The sequence below is a fragment of the Stenotrophomonas sp. 8(2023) genome, from assembly GCF_030345295.1.
GTDB lineage: Bacteria > Pseudomonadota > Gammaproteobacteria > Xanthomonadales > Xanthomonadaceae > Stenotrophomonas > Stenotrophomonas muris.
The window spans coordinates 1,250,528-1,267,545 of the sequence record NZ_CP128404.1 but is presented as its reverse complement, the minus strand read 5'-3'; the positions used below and the strand labels follow the sequence as shown (position 1 = coordinate 1,267,545).

General features: G+C 65.2%; 10 protein-coding genes and 1 tRNA gene. 5 read left to right on the top strand and 6 right to left on the bottom strand.

Translation table 11 applies throughout. The features are described 5' to 3' along the window. Positions 1 to 322 precede the first annotated feature (322 nt). Together QP609_RS05860 and QP609_RS05855 are read left to right on the top strand one after the other, a co-directional pair. Positions 323 to 958, top strand: coding sequence for a GyrI-like domain-containing protein (locus QP609_RS05860; protein ID WP_142234422.1), 636 nt, complete (start codon positions 323 to 325; stop codon positions 956 to 958). 13 nt (positions 959 to 971) lie between these two features. Next, the gene (locus tag QP609_RS05855; protein ID WP_014646389.1) at positions 972 to 1,307 is read left to right on the top strand and encodes a hypothetical protein; all 336 of its coding nucleotides are present in this window, start codon (positions 972 to 974) and stop codon (positions 1,305 to 1,307) included. 93 nt (positions 1,308 to 1,400) lie between these two features. Here the strand turns inward: QP609_RS05855 and QP609_RS05850 are convergent. The 6 genes from QP609_RS05850 to QP609_RS05825 all read right to left on the bottom strand — a co-directional run bounded on the left by QP609_RS05850 (position 1,401) and on the right by QP609_RS05825 (position 12,445). Continuing rightward, a tRNA-Thr gene (locus QP609_RS05850) sits at positions 1,401 to 1,476 on the bottom strand. 85 nt (positions 1,477 to 1,561) lie between these two features. After that, a complete protein-coding gene (locus tag QP609_RS05845) occupies positions 1,562 to 1,888 on the bottom strand; it encodes a hypothetical protein (protein ID WP_041863164.1) in 327 nt (108 codons plus the stop codon). Beyond that, positions 1,885 to 2,835: an RHS repeat-associated core domain-containing protein gene (locus QP609_RS05840; RefSeq protein ID WP_289214010.1), complete on the bottom strand. Its 951-nt coding sequence runs from the start codon at positions 2,833 to 2,835 to the stop codon at positions 1,885 to 1,887. The genes QP609_RS05845 and QP609_RS05840 overlap by 4 nt, the downstream gene beginning before the upstream one ends. Positions 2,836 to 2,863: 28 nt before the next feature. Continuing rightward, the gene (locus tag QP609_RS05835) at positions 2,864 to 8,251 is read right to left on the bottom strand and encodes a hypothetical protein (protein WP_289213877.1); all 5,388 of its coding nucleotides are present in this window, start codon (positions 8,249 to 8,251) and stop codon (positions 2,864 to 2,866) included. A gap of 221 nt (positions 8,252 to 8,472) precedes the next feature. Next, complete coding sequence (locus QP609_RS05830; RefSeq protein ID WP_046429538.1) at positions 8,473 to 9,474, bottom strand: 2-hydroxyacid dehydrogenase; 1,002 nt, start codon at positions 9,472 to 9,474, stop codon at positions 8,473 to 8,475. A gap of 97 nt (positions 9,475 to 9,571) precedes the next feature. After that, positions 9,572 to 12,445 carry an autotransporter domain-containing protein gene (locus QP609_RS05825; protein WP_197621421.1) on the bottom strand — a complete coding sequence of 958 codons (2,874 nt, stop codon included), beginning with the start codon at positions 12,443 to 12,445 and terminating at the stop codon, positions 9,572 to 9,574. 265 nt (positions 12,446 to 12,710) lie between these two features. On the opposite strand from QP609_RS05825, the gene QP609_RS05820 reads away from it, so the two are divergent. Genes QP609_RS05820 through QP609_RS05810 form a run of 3 tightly spaced genes read left to right on the top strand, consistent with a single transcriptional unit; the run spans position 12,711 to position 16,989 of the window. After that, positions 12,711 to 13,211, top strand: coding sequence for a sigma-70 family RNA polymerase sigma factor (locus tag QP609_RS05820; RefSeq protein ID WP_229653741.1), 501 nt, complete (start codon positions 12,711 to 12,713; stop codon positions 13,209 to 13,211). Then, positions 13,208 to 14,176, top strand: coding sequence for a DUF4880 domain-containing protein (locus QP609_RS05815; RefSeq protein ID WP_197621420.1), 969 nt, complete (start codon positions 13,208 to 13,210; stop codon positions 14,174 to 14,176). The genes QP609_RS05820 and QP609_RS05815 overlap by 4 nt, the downstream gene beginning before the upstream one ends. A 14-nt stretch (positions 14,177 to 14,190) precedes the next feature. Next, complete coding sequence (locus tag QP609_RS05810) at positions 14,191 to 16,989, top strand: TonB-dependent receptor (protein WP_014646383.1); 2,799 nt, start codon at positions 14,191 to 14,193, stop codon at positions 16,987 to 16,989. Positions 16,990 to 17,018 lie beyond the last annotated feature (29 nt).

Genomic DNA, 17,018 nt, shown 5'->3' with positions numbered 1-17,018 from the left:
CGTCCCTGCCTGTTCCGGCCAAAAGCCGGTCCCACCGGTCCGGAAGACAGGCAGGGAGGTGGGGTCGAGTCAGCCTTTCAATTTTAGGCCGTCACCCACCATTTAAGAAAGGCATTGACATTGATCGAGCGCAGGAAAGGCCCGATTCTGGCTGCGACACGTTGTCGCACCGCGCAGGTGTGACGGGCGCATGACCCAGGACTGCGTCGCGGCCCCGCGCGCTCGTGGGGCCATTCGCCCTCGTTCGGCAAAGTCACCTGAACCGGTTCAGCGTACTGGCGGGTGCCTGGCGTGGGATGCTCTGCACAGGAGGAGGCCCCCGATGGACAAGATCGACTTCAAGAAGCGCGACCGGGCGCTCTATCAACCGCCCGCCGGCAGGTTCGTACCGGTCGATGTGCCGCCCCTGCCCTACGTGATGGTCGATGGTCGCGGCGACCCGAACACGGCCCCCGCCTACCTGCAGGCCGTGCAGTGGCTGTATTCGGTGAGCTATGCATTGAAGTTTGCGCTGAAGGCCGAAGGGCGCGACTACGTGGTGCCACCGCTGGAGGCGCTGTGGAGCGCCGAGGACCCGGCCAGCTTCATCGCGCGACGCAAGGACGAGTGGGCCTGGACCGTAATGATCCGCACGCCCGAGGGCATCGGCCCTACGCAGTGGCAGGCCGCGATCAGCAAGGCGCGCGCGAAGCTGGGGGATGCGCCGCCCAGCCTCCGCAATGAAATCCTTGCCGAGGGCCCCAGCCTGCAGACCTTGCACGTGGGCGCCTACGACGACGAAGGCCCCGTCCTGGCGCATCTGCATGAGGAAGTGATGCCCGCACTGGGTTACACCTTCGCCGGCCCCCATCATGAGATCTACCTGAGCGACCCGCGCAGGACCGACGCGGCGCGGTTGAAAACCGTGCTGCGGCAGCCGGTGCGGCCGATCAAGCCTGATGAGGATTCCGGCACATGACACAAGGAATGCCATGCACCTGATCAACCGACTGCTGCACTGGACCACCCTGCCCGCCGGGCGCCGCCTGATGGCCGTGCTGGGTGCCGCGCTGGTGATCGTGCTGGCCTGCAATCCGGATCTGCTGCCGTTGTTGCCGGTGGTGGATGCGCTGGGCCTGGACGTACTGATGCTGTTGCTGGGTGCGCAGGTGGTGGCGGTCCTGCCTTGGGTGCGGGAGCGGGCCGCGCGTGGGATCAGGGTGCTCGCACACCTGCTGATCGGTGCATCGGCGGGAGCAGCGGGTGGTTATCTCCGGCAGCTCGCGTGGTGGCTGGCACGGGATGCGGGGATGACGAGACGTTGCTGAAGGCTTGCAGCCTTCAGTGAGGTCACCATCCTATGATAACCGGCGGGCGCAAACAAAAAGCCCCGACCAAAGGCCGGGGCTTTTCACTACAACTGGTGCCGGAAACAGGAGTCGAACCTGCGACCTACGCATTACGAATGCGCCGCTCTACCAACTGAGCTATTCCGGCCTAGCTGGACATTGTAGGACTACAAGCAACATGCGGTCAATGGCTGCGCATCTACCCTCTTCATGGGCCAACAAGCCGCTACCAGCTACTGATAGTGGCTTTCACGGATGACCTTGGAACATCGCTGGTCGAGATCAACATGAAATGACTTCAGTCCACCTTCTGGCAGCAGAACCCTGTCATGGACGTGCTGGACTGAGAAGCCAATATCTGCGGTGCCGGAAGACTCCTCCGCAATGCGATACATCTCCCGTTTCCATCCCCTCGTCTCTTGGACGTAAGTCTCGATTGTCGTCACGCATCTTTCTAGCCCTTCCAACCCCTTCTCACCTCGGGGCTCCTTCGCTGCACAGCCGCCTGCCATCAGCAATGAAAACAGCAGCCCCACTTTCAAGATGACTGAGCGTTTCATCTGCGTCCCTCCATGATAGGTACGAACTCATAACCCTCATGACTTCTAATCATCCCAGGCACTCCCATTTCTTCAAGGAACTGATAGTCATACCCGTTAGCTGCAGGGCGATAACCCTCGTCCCGAGTATTCGGGTGAGTATGGAAGAATCCTATAACTCGGCAACCACACTGAAACTCTGAAGGCTTGAAAAGCACATCCTGCCCCATTTGAGCACGAGTACCAGGTTGAGCACGAATCAATTGAGGGGCGCCAACCAGGTTCGGAGCCACGATCCACCCTCCTTGTTCCCGCTTCAGCGATCCAGGTTGCCCCCACAATACAGTTGGCGCATCGGGGTTGGAGTCCTGCCAAGCTCGCTCCATCTGCCGCTTCAGCCCAGGATCTCTCGTCCAAGCAGGATCAGTCGATTGCGGAGAGCGACCGTAACTTGGTGACGCCGAAGTTGACTGCCTGCTTCCCACTGCCCCCGTGCCCATCGTTCCTCGACCTGCAGAAGAACCACCGTATGCCCCCTGCTCCAACTGGCAGTCAGTGTCTTTGCCACATGCTCGCCGGCCATCGGGATCAAAGTAGCGATATGGGTTCGAATTGGCATACCTGTAGCGTCCGAATGCTCCCACCGAATCGCTTTGGGGCGACACCGGATCCACACTAAGGAACACACCAAGGATTGGATCCATATACCGCTGCTGCATGTAACTCAAGCCCGTCGAAGCATCACTCACGTGCCCTGCATAGCCAGGCCCATCAGCAACGGACCCACCAACCACGGCGCCATAGGGCTCATAGGTGGTACGCCGGATAACGCTGCCAGCCGCGTCAGTCTCAGCGACCGGTGACCCTAACGCATCGGTATGGATATAGGTAATCGTCTCCGCAGCAGCCTGATTGAACAGTCCACCCAGAATCAGCGCGGCCCCACCTACGGTTCGACTCACCAGCATCTTCATTCCTGCGTTCATCGCGCCCACCTCAGTTCGACCAGGCCGAGCACGCCTGCGCGTTGCAGGCACGCACCTTGTAACCACCCTGGCAGCGCGTATCGAGGTCGTAGCCGATGCCTTCTGCCCTATAGGTCGCGCCGCCGCTGCTTGAACGCATGTTGTAGTAGGTGGCACCCGGCGACGCATTCCAGATGACCGAGCAGATGTTGGGGCCGCTCTTTACGATCCTCACACCCGTAGGTACGGCCGGCGCACTGGAAATCGCAACCAGGCCAGCAGCAGAACTGGGGCTGCAGCCTGCGGGATTGCAAGCACGACCACGGTAGTAGAAGTTGCCTCCGCCGCCCTTGCTGAGGGAAACGGCTCGATCCCCCGCAATCAGCGACCAGTTGGCGCCGTCAGTACTTTCGTCGATTTCATAGCGCGTCGCGTCCGCCACTTCCAGCAGGGAGATCGAGTAAGCCGCGCCGATTCCCACCCCATCCGGCACGCGCAGAACCGGGGTCGCCGGAGGACCAATCACGCGCACGCCCGCTACCGCGGACCACGGTCCGCAACCGGCGACATTGCAGCCACGCACCTGGTAGTCCCACTGTCCCGGCCAGCGGCCGCCTCGGGCCACGGCGGTCGCACCGTCTTCCTGGGCGAGTCCGAAGCCACCCCCATTGAGCTGCTCCATCAGCTGATAGCTCGTCGCTGCGGGGATTGCGCCCCACCACATGCTCACGGTTGAACTGTAGCTCACGCCACCGAGATTGATCGCCGTGGCTTGGACCGGTGGCAATGTCACGACGATACTGCCTACGGCGCTTGACGCACTGCACCCGGCGTCATTGCATGCAAAGGCACGATAGGCGTAACTGCCGGCGATTCGTCCGCTGATGGCCAGTTGATTCCCACTGATCCGGTTGATCTCAGTCCATGCTGCTCCGTTGAATTGTTCTTCAATGCGATAGCTGCTGGCCTGTGCCACGCTCGAAACAGAGACGGCGTAGCTGCCGTTGTAGCTCGCAGCAGGTACCGACAGTGCGGGTACGGATGGGGCATACAGCGCGGTAATCGCCGCTTCGGCCGAGTAGACGCCGCAGCCCTGTGGATTGCATGCTTTGACCCGATAGCGATAGGTGCCTGCCGGTTTGCTGGTCACTTGATAGGTGCGGCCAGCACCATCAAAGACCACGCTCCATCCGCCACCCACGGCCTCTTCAAGCACAAAGCGGGCGGCACCCTGTACCGCTGACCAGCTCAGGAAATAGGTTCCGTTGATACCTTGCGCCGGTGCAGTGATCACCGGCGCAGCGGTGGGAGCAAGCTCCACCTGGATGGAGGCTTCCACACCCCAAGCACCGCAGACAGTGCCATTGCAGGCACGGCCACGATAGCGATAGACGCCGGAGCTTCGCCCGGCCAGCGAAACGTTCAGCGCAGGCCCTTGATAGACAGCCTGCCAGTCACCGCCACCCGACTCCTGCACCTCGTAACGCTGCGCACCGGCAACGGCTGTCCACTGCACCGCAAACGCACCGTCCGCGCTGTAACCCGGAACCGTTACGACCAGTGCTGCAGGCGCGATATTCACGGCACGCTTGGCAACAAGGCTGCCGTTGAGCTGGATATAGTCAAAGCCCTTCGCCTGGCGCTGATCGTGCTGATAGCGCAGCACGCCATCCTGCCCATAGAGGGAACGAATGTTGCCATTGGGCGCACTGGCCAGGGTGCGGCGTCCATGCGCGTCGTACTGATAGGCCTCCTTGCCATCGACCTCGCGCAGGCGATTGCCGTAGTCGAACCGGAACGCCACGCCATTGCGGATCTTCAGGTTACCCTGGCTGTCATAGCCAAGCCCGGTGACGGTCGCACCACTGCCGACATCCCGCACGTTCGTCAACCGATTGTTGAAGTCGTACTCAAAGGACTGCCGCCGTGCACCAACGCTGGCGGTGACGATATTGTCCAGAACGTTGTACGCATAGCTTGCGTTTCCGAAGCTGGCCGCCGTCACCGTGGTCAGACGATCCAGGCCGTCGTAACGCATGTCGCGGTTTCCAGGGGCTGCCGGCAGGCCGTCACTGATGGCCGCCACATTGCCATTGGCATCGTAGTCGTAGCCGTCATCGATGACCTTGCCACCTGCACCACTGTCGGTGCTGCGATCGGGCAGGCCGCGCGCGTTCTGCGTCATCTGATGCACGACGCCGTTGCCATAGGTGAAGCCGCTCATGCCGCCGTTCGCGTAATAGCGCACGTTGGTGGCGAAGGCTCCGGCTCGCGTCGGCTGCCCCAGCGCATTCGGGCCGTAGTCGATCGTCAGGCCGGACGGCTGCACATGGGTTGCCAAGGCGCCGTTTGCATCGTAGCCATAGCCCAGCGCCCAGGCCTCGCCACCGTCGTAGGCCACGCTCTCGGACGTGGGCAGTCCACGCAGATTGTAGGTGTAGTCGTTAGTGGTGACGGCGCCGTTGTTGCGCGTCTGCACACGCTTGACTTTCCCGCCCGGCCAATAACTCCAGTCCTGATCACCCTGGCCATCAGAGAAACGCAGGGTCAGCAAGCGATTCATGCTGTCGTAGCTGCGGTCAGCCCGCGAAGGCGACGCATAGGCAGCGTCGCTGTCGCACTGAGGGCCCAGCAACGTCAGGCCCGAGGCAGACCAGAGCAGATTGCCTGCAGCGTCATAGCCCATGCCGGTCGCACCGGTCTCAGGCTCCATGCTCTTGCACAGCCGCTGGGCGCCGTCATAGACGTACTGGCGCCGTACACTGACGCTGCCATCGTAGTTGCGCCTCAGGATCGACAGCGGTTTGCCCAGCGTGTCGCGCTGAATCTCCGTCACTACCCCTTCCGCGTGGAGAATCCGGATGGGCGTGTCCTGGCTGGGCTTGCCGTACATCAAGTAGTCGGTGGTGGTGGCAATGCCGCGCGGATTGGTCACCCTTACGCTGCCTCCGCCGATCTGCTCGGTGGTCGTGACAAGCCGGCCCAGTTCGCTGTCCTGCTCGCTGCGATTGGGGCGCCCGAGCGCGTCATAGCCGGTATGGGTGCCGGGCAGCGCCGAGCGGAAGTCGGACGCCGCGCGCGTCGGATAGGAGGTAAAAACCAGGCGCCCATTGCTGTCATAACGGGTCACCGTCTGGCGCAATGTACCGCCACGGTCCGCAGCGTCGAACGACTCTTCCAATACTGGGCGCCACAACCCATCGTAGTACGTCACCGCGCGTGCGTTGCCGGTACTGGACTCGCGCTTCCAATGTCCCGCTTCCAGCCCGATCTCCGCTCCCGCCACCTGGAAGAATCGCGTTGTAGAAGGATTCCAGGCCACGCTGTCATTGGCGGCCTGGGTCGCCAGTACGATTCGGCCCATCCCGTCGTAGTCGAAGCTTCGGCTGGCACCATTGGGCTCCACCGCTGCGCGCACCCAGCCATTGTCATCGACCTGCAGCGAGGCACTGCTGCCGTCCGGGTACGCGACACTCTGCGGCAGGCCACGCTTCCAGCTGCCAAGCGCAATGGCATTGCCCTTGCCATCGGCCACGGAGGCGAGCGTGCCATCGGCGTGATAGCCCAGCGTCTGCTGCAACGCGCCGAAGGCGTAGGCACGTTGCGGGCGCGCCATCGAGTCGAACTCGGTGCGTTCGGTCTCAATCTCAACGCCGCCAACGCTCTGTGTGCTGCGCGCGACTTGGCTGAGTATCCAACGACCCGTGTCGTCGAAGTAGGTGGTTCTCAGCGTTCGCGCGCGCCCCAACGAGTTACTCTCGGTCTGCACCACCGGCCGCACATGCGCATCGAACTGATCGGTCGTATTGACGAAGTTGACGCCATCCTGGCTGAGCACAGATTGCTTCAGGGGACGAATCTTGACGGCGAAGGGATCATCGGCCGCGGTCATCGAACCGTAGCTGTCCGGGAACGGTCCGGCCTGGACCTCGTCCGAACTCATATAGGTATTGGTGATGACCTGGACGATCTGACCGTCCGGCGCACGCACCGCCTCCTGCAGCAACTGCCCCTCGTTCTCGTCGAGTTTTCGTCCGAACACACTGTGACGGCGCGTACCATCTGGCTCCACAATCGTCGACACTGCGGAGTTGGCCAGGCCCGAGTCATATCCGCCCGACTCGTACGTCCAGGTCAAACTGCCCAACCCGGGCCCCGTCAGCGTCTTGCTGGTGATCGCGAAGAGGTCGAACGCATTGGAGGCGCGTTGCGCGTAGCGCCCACCGCCCATGTCTGCGCAAGCGGTACTTTTTACACCCAGCCGGGTGCGGCGCAGGTACTTGAACTCAAACTGTCCACGCGTTCCTGATGGATGGGTCGCGATCAGGGTGAATCCAGACTGCTCGAACGTGGGCTTGATGCAGAGCTTCGGTTCACCATCCCAGCTCTGATACTCCGGGTTCAGGCCCCCGAATCCGCCGTCCTGCCAGCTGTACTCATAGCCGAAGCGAGCACCATCCGGCTGCTGCACGGCACGCAGCGCAGGCCAGCGTGCGAATCCCATTGCACCGGAGCCCTCGTTGTACTCATAGCTCCAGGTACGGCCATTGGCTGTTGCACTTGCAATACGGTCCCCGGCATAGGCAATGGAGATGGCGCGACCATCACTGCCGCGAATGCCAACCAGCTTGTCGCCCGAATAGTCATAGGCTACCCAGTTGCCGTGGCGATCTTCGACCCGACTGGCCATCAGCAGAACACGCACCAGTTTTGAACCTACGCCCTGGCCGAGATCCATGAAACCGGCTGTTCGTTCAATACCCACATTGAAGAAGTAGCGATTCCCCGATGCATCCACGCCCAGGAATCCCTCACCGGGATAGCCATTGGCCGTCGAGCCCAGGCAACTGAGGCGCATGTTGCCCCGAGTACCCCAGCGATAGGTTTCACCGTTGGTGGGTTTAGGGTTGGAGGCGTTGGCGATCAGCAGCATCTCCTGCTCGCCCTGGTCGGGGACACGCACCTGCACGCCGGTCCATATCTCGAAGGTGCCCACGCCGGTACGCGTCTTGGGGTAGAAGGTCTGCGAGCAACGCTGGGTGGCGCCATTACCCGACTCGTTCCACTTCCAGATGGAGTCGAAGGTGGCGTGCATGTAGGGGACTTCGATGTCCCAGCTGCCGAATCCCCCCAACGGCTGCCGGTCCTTGAAGGACTGCACAGCGAGACGACGCTGCAATCGCACCGGCAGCGCGTTGTTGCCTGGCAAGTCGATGTCGGTAACGACAAATTCGGTCGACCCCGAGCTGGGGCTGATGCTATCCCCGAACAGGCTCGAGGTCAGCGGTGCCAGCCCCTCGCCGTTCTTGATCTTTTTGTAGTACTCGGTATGCGGGGTGACCGGGCTACTCGCCCAGGTCCACCCGGATGACACGACCAATGCCGCGCCCAACAACGCCTGCCACTGCCAGATACGCATGGAACATCCCTTTGTCCAAATGCGTCGGCAATCACCAGACGTTCGGTAATCCACCGACGTGTGCTGGCGTCATGTTCCGGCCGGAAAGTAGCTGCGCCGTCCCTTGCGCCCCCCTGTACCTTCAGGGGCACAAGCCCCTTCACGACAGCTTCATATGATATTCATCCAAAGTAAATACCCCAGGCGAGGAATGGGCGAGGCCCATTTCCGCATCGTGTCTGCTAAGCCCTCACCCGGTTCGCACACACCCGCCCCTCCGCAAAATCCCGCAGGTTCCCCAACGTGATCGCCGAGATCTCCTGCAGCGCCTCAACGGTAAAGAAGCCCTGGTGGCCGGTCACCAGCACGTTGGGGAAGGTCATCAGGCGCTGGAAGGCCTCGTCGTCGATGATCTCGCCGGAAAGGTCCTGGAAGAACAGCGCGCTTTCCTGCTCGTAGACGTCGATGGCCAGATGACCCAGCCGCCGCGATTTCAGCGCGCGGATCACCGCATGGGTATCCACCAGCGCGCCGCGCGAGGTGTTGACCAGCATCGCGCCGGTCTTCATCCGCGCCAGCGAGGCGTCGTTGATCAGGTGCTGGGTATCGGGCGTCAGCGGGCAATGCAGCGAGACGATATCGGCGCGCGCCAGCAGTTCATCCAGTCCAACCCTGTCGCCCACGCCGGCGAAGGCCGGCGACGGATACGGATCATGCCCCAGCACGGTGCAGCCCATGCCCTTGAAGATGCGCGCGGTGGCCAGGCCGATCTTGCCGGTGCCGACGATGCCGACCGTGCGCCCATGCAGGGTGCGCCCGAGCAGGCCATCGAGCATGAAGTTGCCCTCGCGCACGCGGTTGTAGGCGCGATGGGTCTGCCGGTTGAGCGTCATCACCAGCGCCAGCGCGTGCTCGGCCACGGCTTCGGGGGAATAGGCCGGCACCCGTGCGACGAACAGGTCCAGCGCTTTCGCGGCGGCCAGGTCCACATTGTTGAAGCCGGCACAGCGCAGCAGTACGGCGCGTACGCCCAGCGCATGCAGCGCGTGCAGTACCGGCGCGTCGAGGCGGTCATTGACAAACACGCAGACGGCGGCGCAGTCCTGTGCCAACGCAGCGGTATGCACGTCCAGCGCGGCATCGAAGTACACGAACGCAAAGCCCTGCCCGGCCGCATCGCGCTGGTTGGCCTCGTCGAGGAAGCGACGATCGTAGGGGCGGGCACTGAAAACGGCGATCTGCATGACGGGGCCTGGCGGGATTTCCCTGCCGACCATACCGCAGCACCTGCCCTGATGGGATGGCCCCGGCGATACGGATATCGCCGGGGCCGCGTACCCCTTAGAACCGGTAGCCCAGGCCCAGCATCACGCCGTTCTGGATCTGCCCGTCGCGGCGCTCACCCACGTAGTCGGCCATGATCGACAGGCGCTCGCTGGCGCGGCTGGTCACGCCCACGTTCCAGGCCAGCACCTGTTCGCCCACGGCCTGGCTGCTGGCACCAAACACCAGGTCCGGGGCCGCAGCAAAACCGGTGCTGTAGCGCGCCTGTGAATCGCCCAGCTCCTTCTGCCAGACGACGCGGGCACGCGGGGTGATGCGCTCGCCGTTGTTGCCTTCGAAGGTCTTGAACAGCTGCACGCCGGCACCCACGCGGATGCTCTCCAGGCTGCCGCCGCGCCCCACCAGCGCACCAGCGCCCTGCCCTTCGTTGAAGCGGGTGGCCGAGGTCCGCGCGTAATCCACCACCGGCAACAGCGGCTGGATCACCAGTCCCTTGCCGGTGGTGAAGGAGAACGCATGCTCCACCCGCGCCGAGATCGCGTCGTTGCTGTATCGGGCGCGCAGTGGCTGTTGCAGGCCATCGATGGCCGAAAGGCTGCGGCGGGTATCGTGGCGCAGGTCGGTGTAGCGCACGGCCGCCGACAGGTAGCCACGCGAATAGATCGCATCCAGGTAGCCGCCCACATCCAGCGCGCGCACGTCGCCACTGAAACCGGAGCCATCGCTGGCCTTGGTCGACATGTCCGCGGCGGCCACGCTGACCCCGAGGGTGACGCGGTCATCGGCCACGCGCGTGTCGGCACCGACCACGATGCCGCCGATGTTATGGCTCAGGCCGGCCACACCACCGTCGGCGTCGATGCGGCCATGGCTTGCAAAACCGCGCGCCCACAGGCCACGGCTGCCACCCGCCGCGCGGCTGTCGCCCGCCGCCTCGCCGGCCGGCTCGACCAGATGCATGGCCAGCTGGTTGAACAGGCTGCCATGGCGCATGCCCGGCTGCGCCGACACCGACTGCGCCGCCTGCGAGGCCAGGCCATCGGCATCGCCGCCACTGCGCATCGCCGCCTGGTGCTGCTGCACCACGTTGCCGATGCTGCCCAGCAGTGCATTGTCGGCCAGGCGCAGGCTGGCGTGTGCATCACCGCGCAGGGCGCCGGCCTGCTGTGCGATCACATCGCGGTCGGTGAACTGCAGTGCGCCGAGCAGCGACTTCAGGCCGCTGTCCTGGCGATCCGATGCGGCTGCCAGCGCGCGCCCCAGTCCATCGCCGGAGGTGCCGTTGGCAAACAGCCCCAGCTGATCGAAGCCCGGGTTGGCGGTCAGCCACAGCCCGTCGGCCGTCTGGTTGACGTTGAAGCTGAGCAGCGAATTGTGGCGCGGGCGGAATACTTCGCCCGCGGTGATGCTGGCGCTGTAGCCGGTGTCGCCCAGTCGCACGGCATCCTGGAAACCGCCCTGGTAGATGGGCCCTTCCACCAGATCGCGGCGGTAGGTGCCGGCATAGAAGCCCTGGGCGACGTTCAACGCCAGGTGTGCGCCCTGCGCGATCACCAGCGCCCCCTCTTCGGCACCGCCATCGTAGAAGCTGCCGACACGCAGGCGGCCACTGCCGGTGCCACCGGCCTCGGTAACATCGAACAGCACCTGCCCGCCGGGCATGATGTTGACGTAGCCGTGGGTCACCAGATCACCGCCACGCGGCATCAGCGTGCCGAACACGCGCAGTCGGTTGAAGCCGTCTTCGCGCCAGGACGGGCCGGTGCCATCCAGCAACGCATCACTGTCGGTGCCGACCGATGCGATATCGCCATGGCCAACCACCACGCTGCCCGGCATCACCCGCAGCTCGGGGGTACGCAGCGCGCCGCCCTCCAGCGCGATGGTGCCGTTGTCGACCAGCATGAAATCGGCGCCGGTGGTTTCGGCGGTGCGCCAGGTGGCGCCATTGCTGACACGGATCACGCCGGCGGAGTTGGCCAGGGTCGAGGTATCCAGATCGGCCAGCCGCAGCTGCCCGCGCAGTTCGTCCTGGAGGTCGGGGTCGGCAAGCAGCTGCTGCAGCGACTGCGTGCCGATGCCGTTCGGTCCCCGCGTGGAGACGTTGTACAGGCTCACCGCGTAGTTGATGTAGGTGCTGGCCCAGTCGGTGTTCCAGCGCGCGAAATCGTCGTCGACGAAGGCCTGCAACTGGCGCGCGGTGCGCAGGTAGCCCGGATTGATGTCGCCGCTGACGTTGCTGGTCACATGCAGGGTGTCGCCCGGATCGCGATAGCCTGCCGTGTTGATGATGTTGTTGCCGCGGATGTCCTGGCCCGGGAACGACTCCAGCTTGCTGCCGCTGCCATCCGGATCGAAGGTGACCGAGGTACCCGTGGTGCGCGCCGGGTCGCGGAACACCAGCAGGCCATTGGGCCGCACCACCTCATACATGGCCTTGTGCAGCAGGCCGGCATCCATGCCGCCGCCATAGTTGCCGGTGTAGATCTGGGTCATGCGCGGCGACGGTGCGTAGGTGATCCTGCCACCACTGCTGGCGGCATGGATCTGCACCGAATCGACCAGCGGCAGGTCGCCGCCGAGATAACGGTTGACGCCGCCGGACTGCATGATCGAGCAGGACGAAATGCAGTGGCCGGACACAATCGTGTCCAGGCCCTGGGTGCGGATCACCGCCTGCAGCCACTCGCCGGCGATCAGCGCGCCACCGTTGGACGTGCGCAGCACGACTTCGCGGATCGGGCGTCCTTCGGCCTGCGCCTTGGTCAGCAGCGCGGGCAGCGCCACCACATCGGCAACGGTTACGCCGCCGCTGAGGAAGACGCGATCGTCCTGCACGTGATAATTCATTGCCATGACGTCATCAACCGCCGCCATGGCGGTGATGCCCAGCAACGCTGTCAGGGCCAGGCTCAACTTCGAATGCTTCATGTGTTCTCTCTCTCCACCCGCAACGCACGGGTCGAAAGTTCAACGTCCGGACGGTGCGCCCTCCCCCAGTGCAGCGGCCCTCGAAACATGAACGCATTCACAATGGATTCGTGGGCCACGCACACTCTTCCCCATCCGGTCATCGTCGCGTAAAACTCGAAGACGTACCCGCCACCGACGTCCGAGGCCAGCCCTGTCCGCCCCCTCTCCTCTGATCCATCGCGCGCCGGACCTGTCCGCGCCGGCGGACGCGTTCATTGCGTTCGTGCGGGAGGAACGCGCGCCGTTGTGTGCGTTCCTGCGCACGCGCGGTGTCGGGCCGGAGGATGCGGAGGACATCGCGCAGGACTGCATGGAGCGGTTGATCCGCTATCGCGCGCACAGTGCCGACGAGCTGCGGCTGCTGCTGTATCGTATCGCCCGCAACCGCCTGGCAGACCGCGGCCGTTCGTCGCAGTCGCGGCCGCATCTTTCCCTCGCCGAACATGATGGCGGCAACGAGCCTTCCAGCACGTCGCCCGATCCATTGCGCCAGGCCGAGTCCGGGCAGATGCTGTCCCTGCTGCGGCAGGCCCTGTTCAAGCTGCCCGAGCGCGCGCGCGAGGTGTACCTGCTCAACCGGATCACCGGCATGAGCTATACGCAGATCGCGCGGCACTGTGGAATTACTGCCAAGACCGTGGAAAAACACATCGCCCGCGCCCTGCAGGGCCTGCGCCAGGAACTCGGAACGGATCCGCTGCACAACGACAGGGACAACGGATGAGTCACGCCAGGCCCAGGGAAGATACGCAGCTGTTCGAACGCGCCAGCGCCTGGGTGGCGCGGCTGGAGGCTCCGGACTGTACGCCGGGCGAGCGCGAGACGTTCGAGGACTGGTTGGCCGAGGATCCGGCCCATGTCACTGCCTGGATCCAGGCCGAGACCCTGTTCCAGCAGGGCGAGGAACTGGCCGCCGACCCGTGGCTGCGCACCGCCGCGGCACGTGCGGCACGGCCGGCGCCGCGTCGCTGGCTGTCGGCAGTGGCCGCTGCCGCAGGCGTCTGCCTGGCCATCGGGATCGGCTGGATGATTGCCGTCGACGGCAACCCCACGCCGCTGCGCTACGCCAACGATTCCCACCAGCCCCGGCTGCAGACGCTTGCCGATGGCAGCGTGGCCACGCTGGATGCGGGCACCACCCTGCACGCCCGTTTCGGTTGGCGCCATCGCAACCTGGTGCTGGAACGTGGCCGCCTGCAGCTGCAGGTCGCACCGTCGGGCAAGGCCCTGCAGCTGCGCGCCGGCGACAGCACCATCCGCGACATCGGCACCACCTTCCAGGTGGAACGCCTGCATGATGGCCTGGTCGAAGTCGCACTGCTGGAAGGTGCGGTGGAAGTCAGCAGCGGGGGCACCCAGCACACCCTGGCGCCCGGCCAGCAACTGCAGGTACTGCCGTCGGGCCGCATCCAGCCCGGTCCGGCACTGTCGTCCAATGCCCCTGCTGAAGGCTGGCTGCAGGGACAGCTGGTGTTCGATGCCACACCGCTGTCGATCGTGGTCGAACGCATGAACCGCTACGGCCACACGCCGCTGGTGATCGCCGATCCGGAGATCGCCAGCCTGGCGGTAAGCGGTACCTTCCGTGCCGGCGACGCGCAGGAACTGCTGTCGGCACTGGAACTGGGCTGGTCGGTGGCTGGCCAGACGCGACCGGATGGCGCGCTGGAACTGCGCCGCACGTACTGAGGAGGCCTGCGGTGATGGCAGTACCGGGCGCGCTGCAGGGGGGGCTGCTGCTCCGCACCCTGTTCTGCCTCGCGTTGGGCATCCCCGCGCTGCCGTCTGCCGCTGCGGCCGAGCAAGCGGGCACCCTGGAGGTCGATGTTGGTTCAGGCCCGCTGGCGCCGGCCCTGCAGCAATGGGCGCGACAGAGCGGCATTGCCCTGCTGTTCGATGCGCGTGAGCTGGATGGCCTGCGCACGGCCGGCACCCATGGCCACCGCGATGCGGCTGCGGCCCTGAAGGAACTGGTCGCGGGCATGCCGGTGAACATCCTGCGTACGCCTGCTGGCGGATTCGTCGTCCGCCGCACCCGCCCCGCACCGCCATCGCCACCGTCGGTCGCGGCACGCGCCACGCCCGCAGCACGTTCGCCACACAAATCCGCCGACGCGCCGCCGCAGGTGGAACTGGCGCCGATCCATGTCACCGGCAGCCGGCTGCCGCGCACCTCCGTGCAGACCACGCTGCCGGTCACCATCATCGACCGCGATGACATCCTGCGCAGCGGCTACGGCAGCCTGTTCGACCTGTTGCGGCACTTGCCGGGCATGAACGGCCACCCGGCGATGAGCACCTCGCGCAGTGGCGATTCGCAGTACCTGCCGGTGGGTGCGGCCACCACCACCAGCCTGGACGGCATGGGCCCGCGTGCGACCCTGTTCCTGGTCAATGGCCGGCGCCTGCCACGCTATCCCATGGTGTCGCTGGAACAGGGTGGGCTCACCGATCTTGGGGGAATCCCGCTCAGCTTCGTCGAACGCATCGAGCTGGTACGTGGCGGCGCCTCGGCCATCTATGGTGCCGACGCGATGTCCGGCGTGGTCAACATCATCCTGCGCGACCAGGCTGACGGCCCGGAAGCCATGCTGCAGACCGGCCTGAGCGGGCGCGGCGACGCTGGCCAGTATCGCGTGCAGGCGGCCACCGGCGGCGTGCGCGACGGAGGGGACCGCTGGTTCGCCGGCATCGACCTGCACCGCATCGACCACGTGGCCGGTGATCGCCGCCAATGGCATGCGGAAACCTCGCAGTACCTGATCGGCGCGTTCCGCGATGGACGCTACTGGCCGGCAGAACGCTGCGAAGGCCCATTGACGCGGCGCGATGGTGCCTGCTGGTTCGACAGCGCCCGACCACGCTCGCTGCAACCGGCCTCGGATACTGCCTCGACCTACCTGCGCTACCGGCATGAGCGCGGCGAAGGTCGCTATGCCTACGCCGAGGCGCGGGCCAGCCACAACCGGCAACGCTTCGACCTTGGTCCAACCGCCGTTGCCATCGGCCTGTACGGGTTCACCTTCAACAGCGTGCTGCGCGAAGCCGGCAACGTGCGTCCGCATGTACGTGCCACCGACGCCGACGTCACCTTCGGCATTGGCCGCGACCAGGGCCGGCGCAGCTGGGATGCCGGCATCAGCGCACAACGCAGCGATGTCAGCCTGTCCACGTCGGGCACCGTGCGCGCCGAGCCCCTGCTGCGGGTCGCCGAGACACTGGATTTCCTGCCCGGCTTCACCTCGTTGCCGGCGGGCGCGGCCGAGCAGTTGTTCCCGTCGATCCGCAACCGCGGGCGCACCGAGCAGTGGCAGGGCTGGTGGGGCATGCAGCGCGAGCTGATGCCATTGGCCGGCGGTGCTGCACAGCTGGCCACCGGCATCGACCTGCGCCAGGAGCGCTGGACCTCGCATCCCGACGCCCTGCTGAGCCAGGGTGACCTGGCGCTGGGCCTGCCGCAGGAGCAGCGCCACCTGGCGCGCCGCAGTGGCGGCGCCTACGCCGAACTCGGCCTGCCCCTGGCGCACACGCTGCGCATGGACCTGGCCGCACGCTGGGACCGCGACGGCGACTACCAGGCCTTTTCGCCCCGCGTGGGCGTGCGCTGGAGCCCCACGCCCCGGTGGTCCTTCCTGCTTGCCAGCGGGCGCGGCTATCGTGCGCCCAGCCTGTTCGAACAGCGGCGCCCCCCGGGCTACTTCGGTGCGATCGAGCTGCCGGCCTCCAGCGCCCTGCCCGACTGCGCGCAGAGCAGCGGCAACGGGCGCTGCAGCGTCACCGTGGACGTGGTGGAGAACGATGCGTTGAAGGCCGAGCGGTCGCGCAGCCATTCCCTGGCCGCGACCTGGACGCCGACCGATACATTCTCGCTGTCACTCACCCACAACATCGTCGAACTGCGCAACGAGATCCTGGCCCTGCAACCGGCCGACGCGGTGTGGAACCCCGGCACCTGGGAGCTGGACGAGGACGGCCACCTGAGCAACCTGCGCCTGTCCTTCGACAACATCGGCCGCACCACCTCGCGCAACTTTGTACTGCGCGGGGAGTACCACATCGATACCGGCAGCACCGGCCAGTGGCTGTTCTCGCTCGATGCGCTGAAGCAGCAGGAACTGCGCCGCGAACGTGGCCATGATGCAACGGTGGACCTGCGCGGCCATGTCACGCCGACGATGGCCGCCGTGCTGAACGTGCAGTGGCAGAACAGCAACTGGGACATCGCCCTGCGCGGCAACCAGGTGGGGCGCACGCGCGCCTGGCTGCCCGGTGCGGAATGCCCGGAGGAACAGCGCGAGCAGAACCACTGCATGAACCCCCGGCAGCTGCGCTGGAACCTGCATCTCGCACGACGCCTGGGGCCGCGCGTGGTCGCCGCGCTGGACGTGCACAACGTGCTCGACACGCAACCGGTGAACTATATGGTTGGCAACGGTGGCCAGATGCCGGGGCTCGACGATCCGCTCGGCCGCTACTTCTTGCTGACCCTGCAGATCCGCTGAGCGTAGTACCCTACGCGCCCTGTTCCATC

What these genes read in the sequence shown, in the direction of transcription:
- QP609_RS05860 (WP_142234422.1), top strand. Translation starts at nt 323, where the DNA reads ATGGACAAGATCGACTTCAAGAAGCGCGACCGGGCGCTCTATCAACCG.
- QP609_RS05855 (WP_014646389.1), top strand. Translation starts at nt 972, where the DNA reads ATGCACCTGATCAACCGACTGCTGCACTGGACCACCCTGCCCGCCGGG.
- QP609_RS05845 (WP_041863164.1), bottom strand. Translation starts at nt 1,888, where the DNA reads ATGAAACGCTCAGTCATCTTGAAAGTGGGGCTGCTGTTTTCATTGCTG.
- QP609_RS05840 (WP_289214010.1), bottom strand. Translation starts at nt 2,835, where the DNA reads ATGCTGGTGAGTCGAACCGTAGGTGGGGCCGCGCTGATTCTGGGTGGA.
- QP609_RS05835 (WP_289213877.1), bottom strand. Translation starts at nt 8,251, where the DNA reads ATGCGTATCTGGCAGTGGCAGGCGTTGTTGGGCGCGGCATTGGTCGTG.
- QP609_RS05830 (WP_046429538.1), bottom strand. Translation starts at nt 9,474, where the DNA reads ATGCAGATCGCCGTTTTCAGTGCCCGCCCCTACGATCGTCGCTTCCTC.
- QP609_RS05825 (WP_197621421.1), bottom strand. Translation starts at nt 12,445, where the DNA reads ATGAAGCATTCGAAGTTGAGCCTGGCCCTGACAGCGTTGCTGGGCATC.
- QP609_RS05815 (WP_197621420.1), top strand. Translation starts at nt 13,208, where the DNA reads ATGAGTCACGCCAGGCCCAGGGAAGATACGCAGCTGTTCGAACGCGCC.
- QP609_RS05810 (WP_014646383.1), top strand. Translation starts at nt 14,191, where the DNA reads ATGGCAGTACCGGGCGCGCTGCAGGGGGGGCTGCTGCTCCGCACCCTG.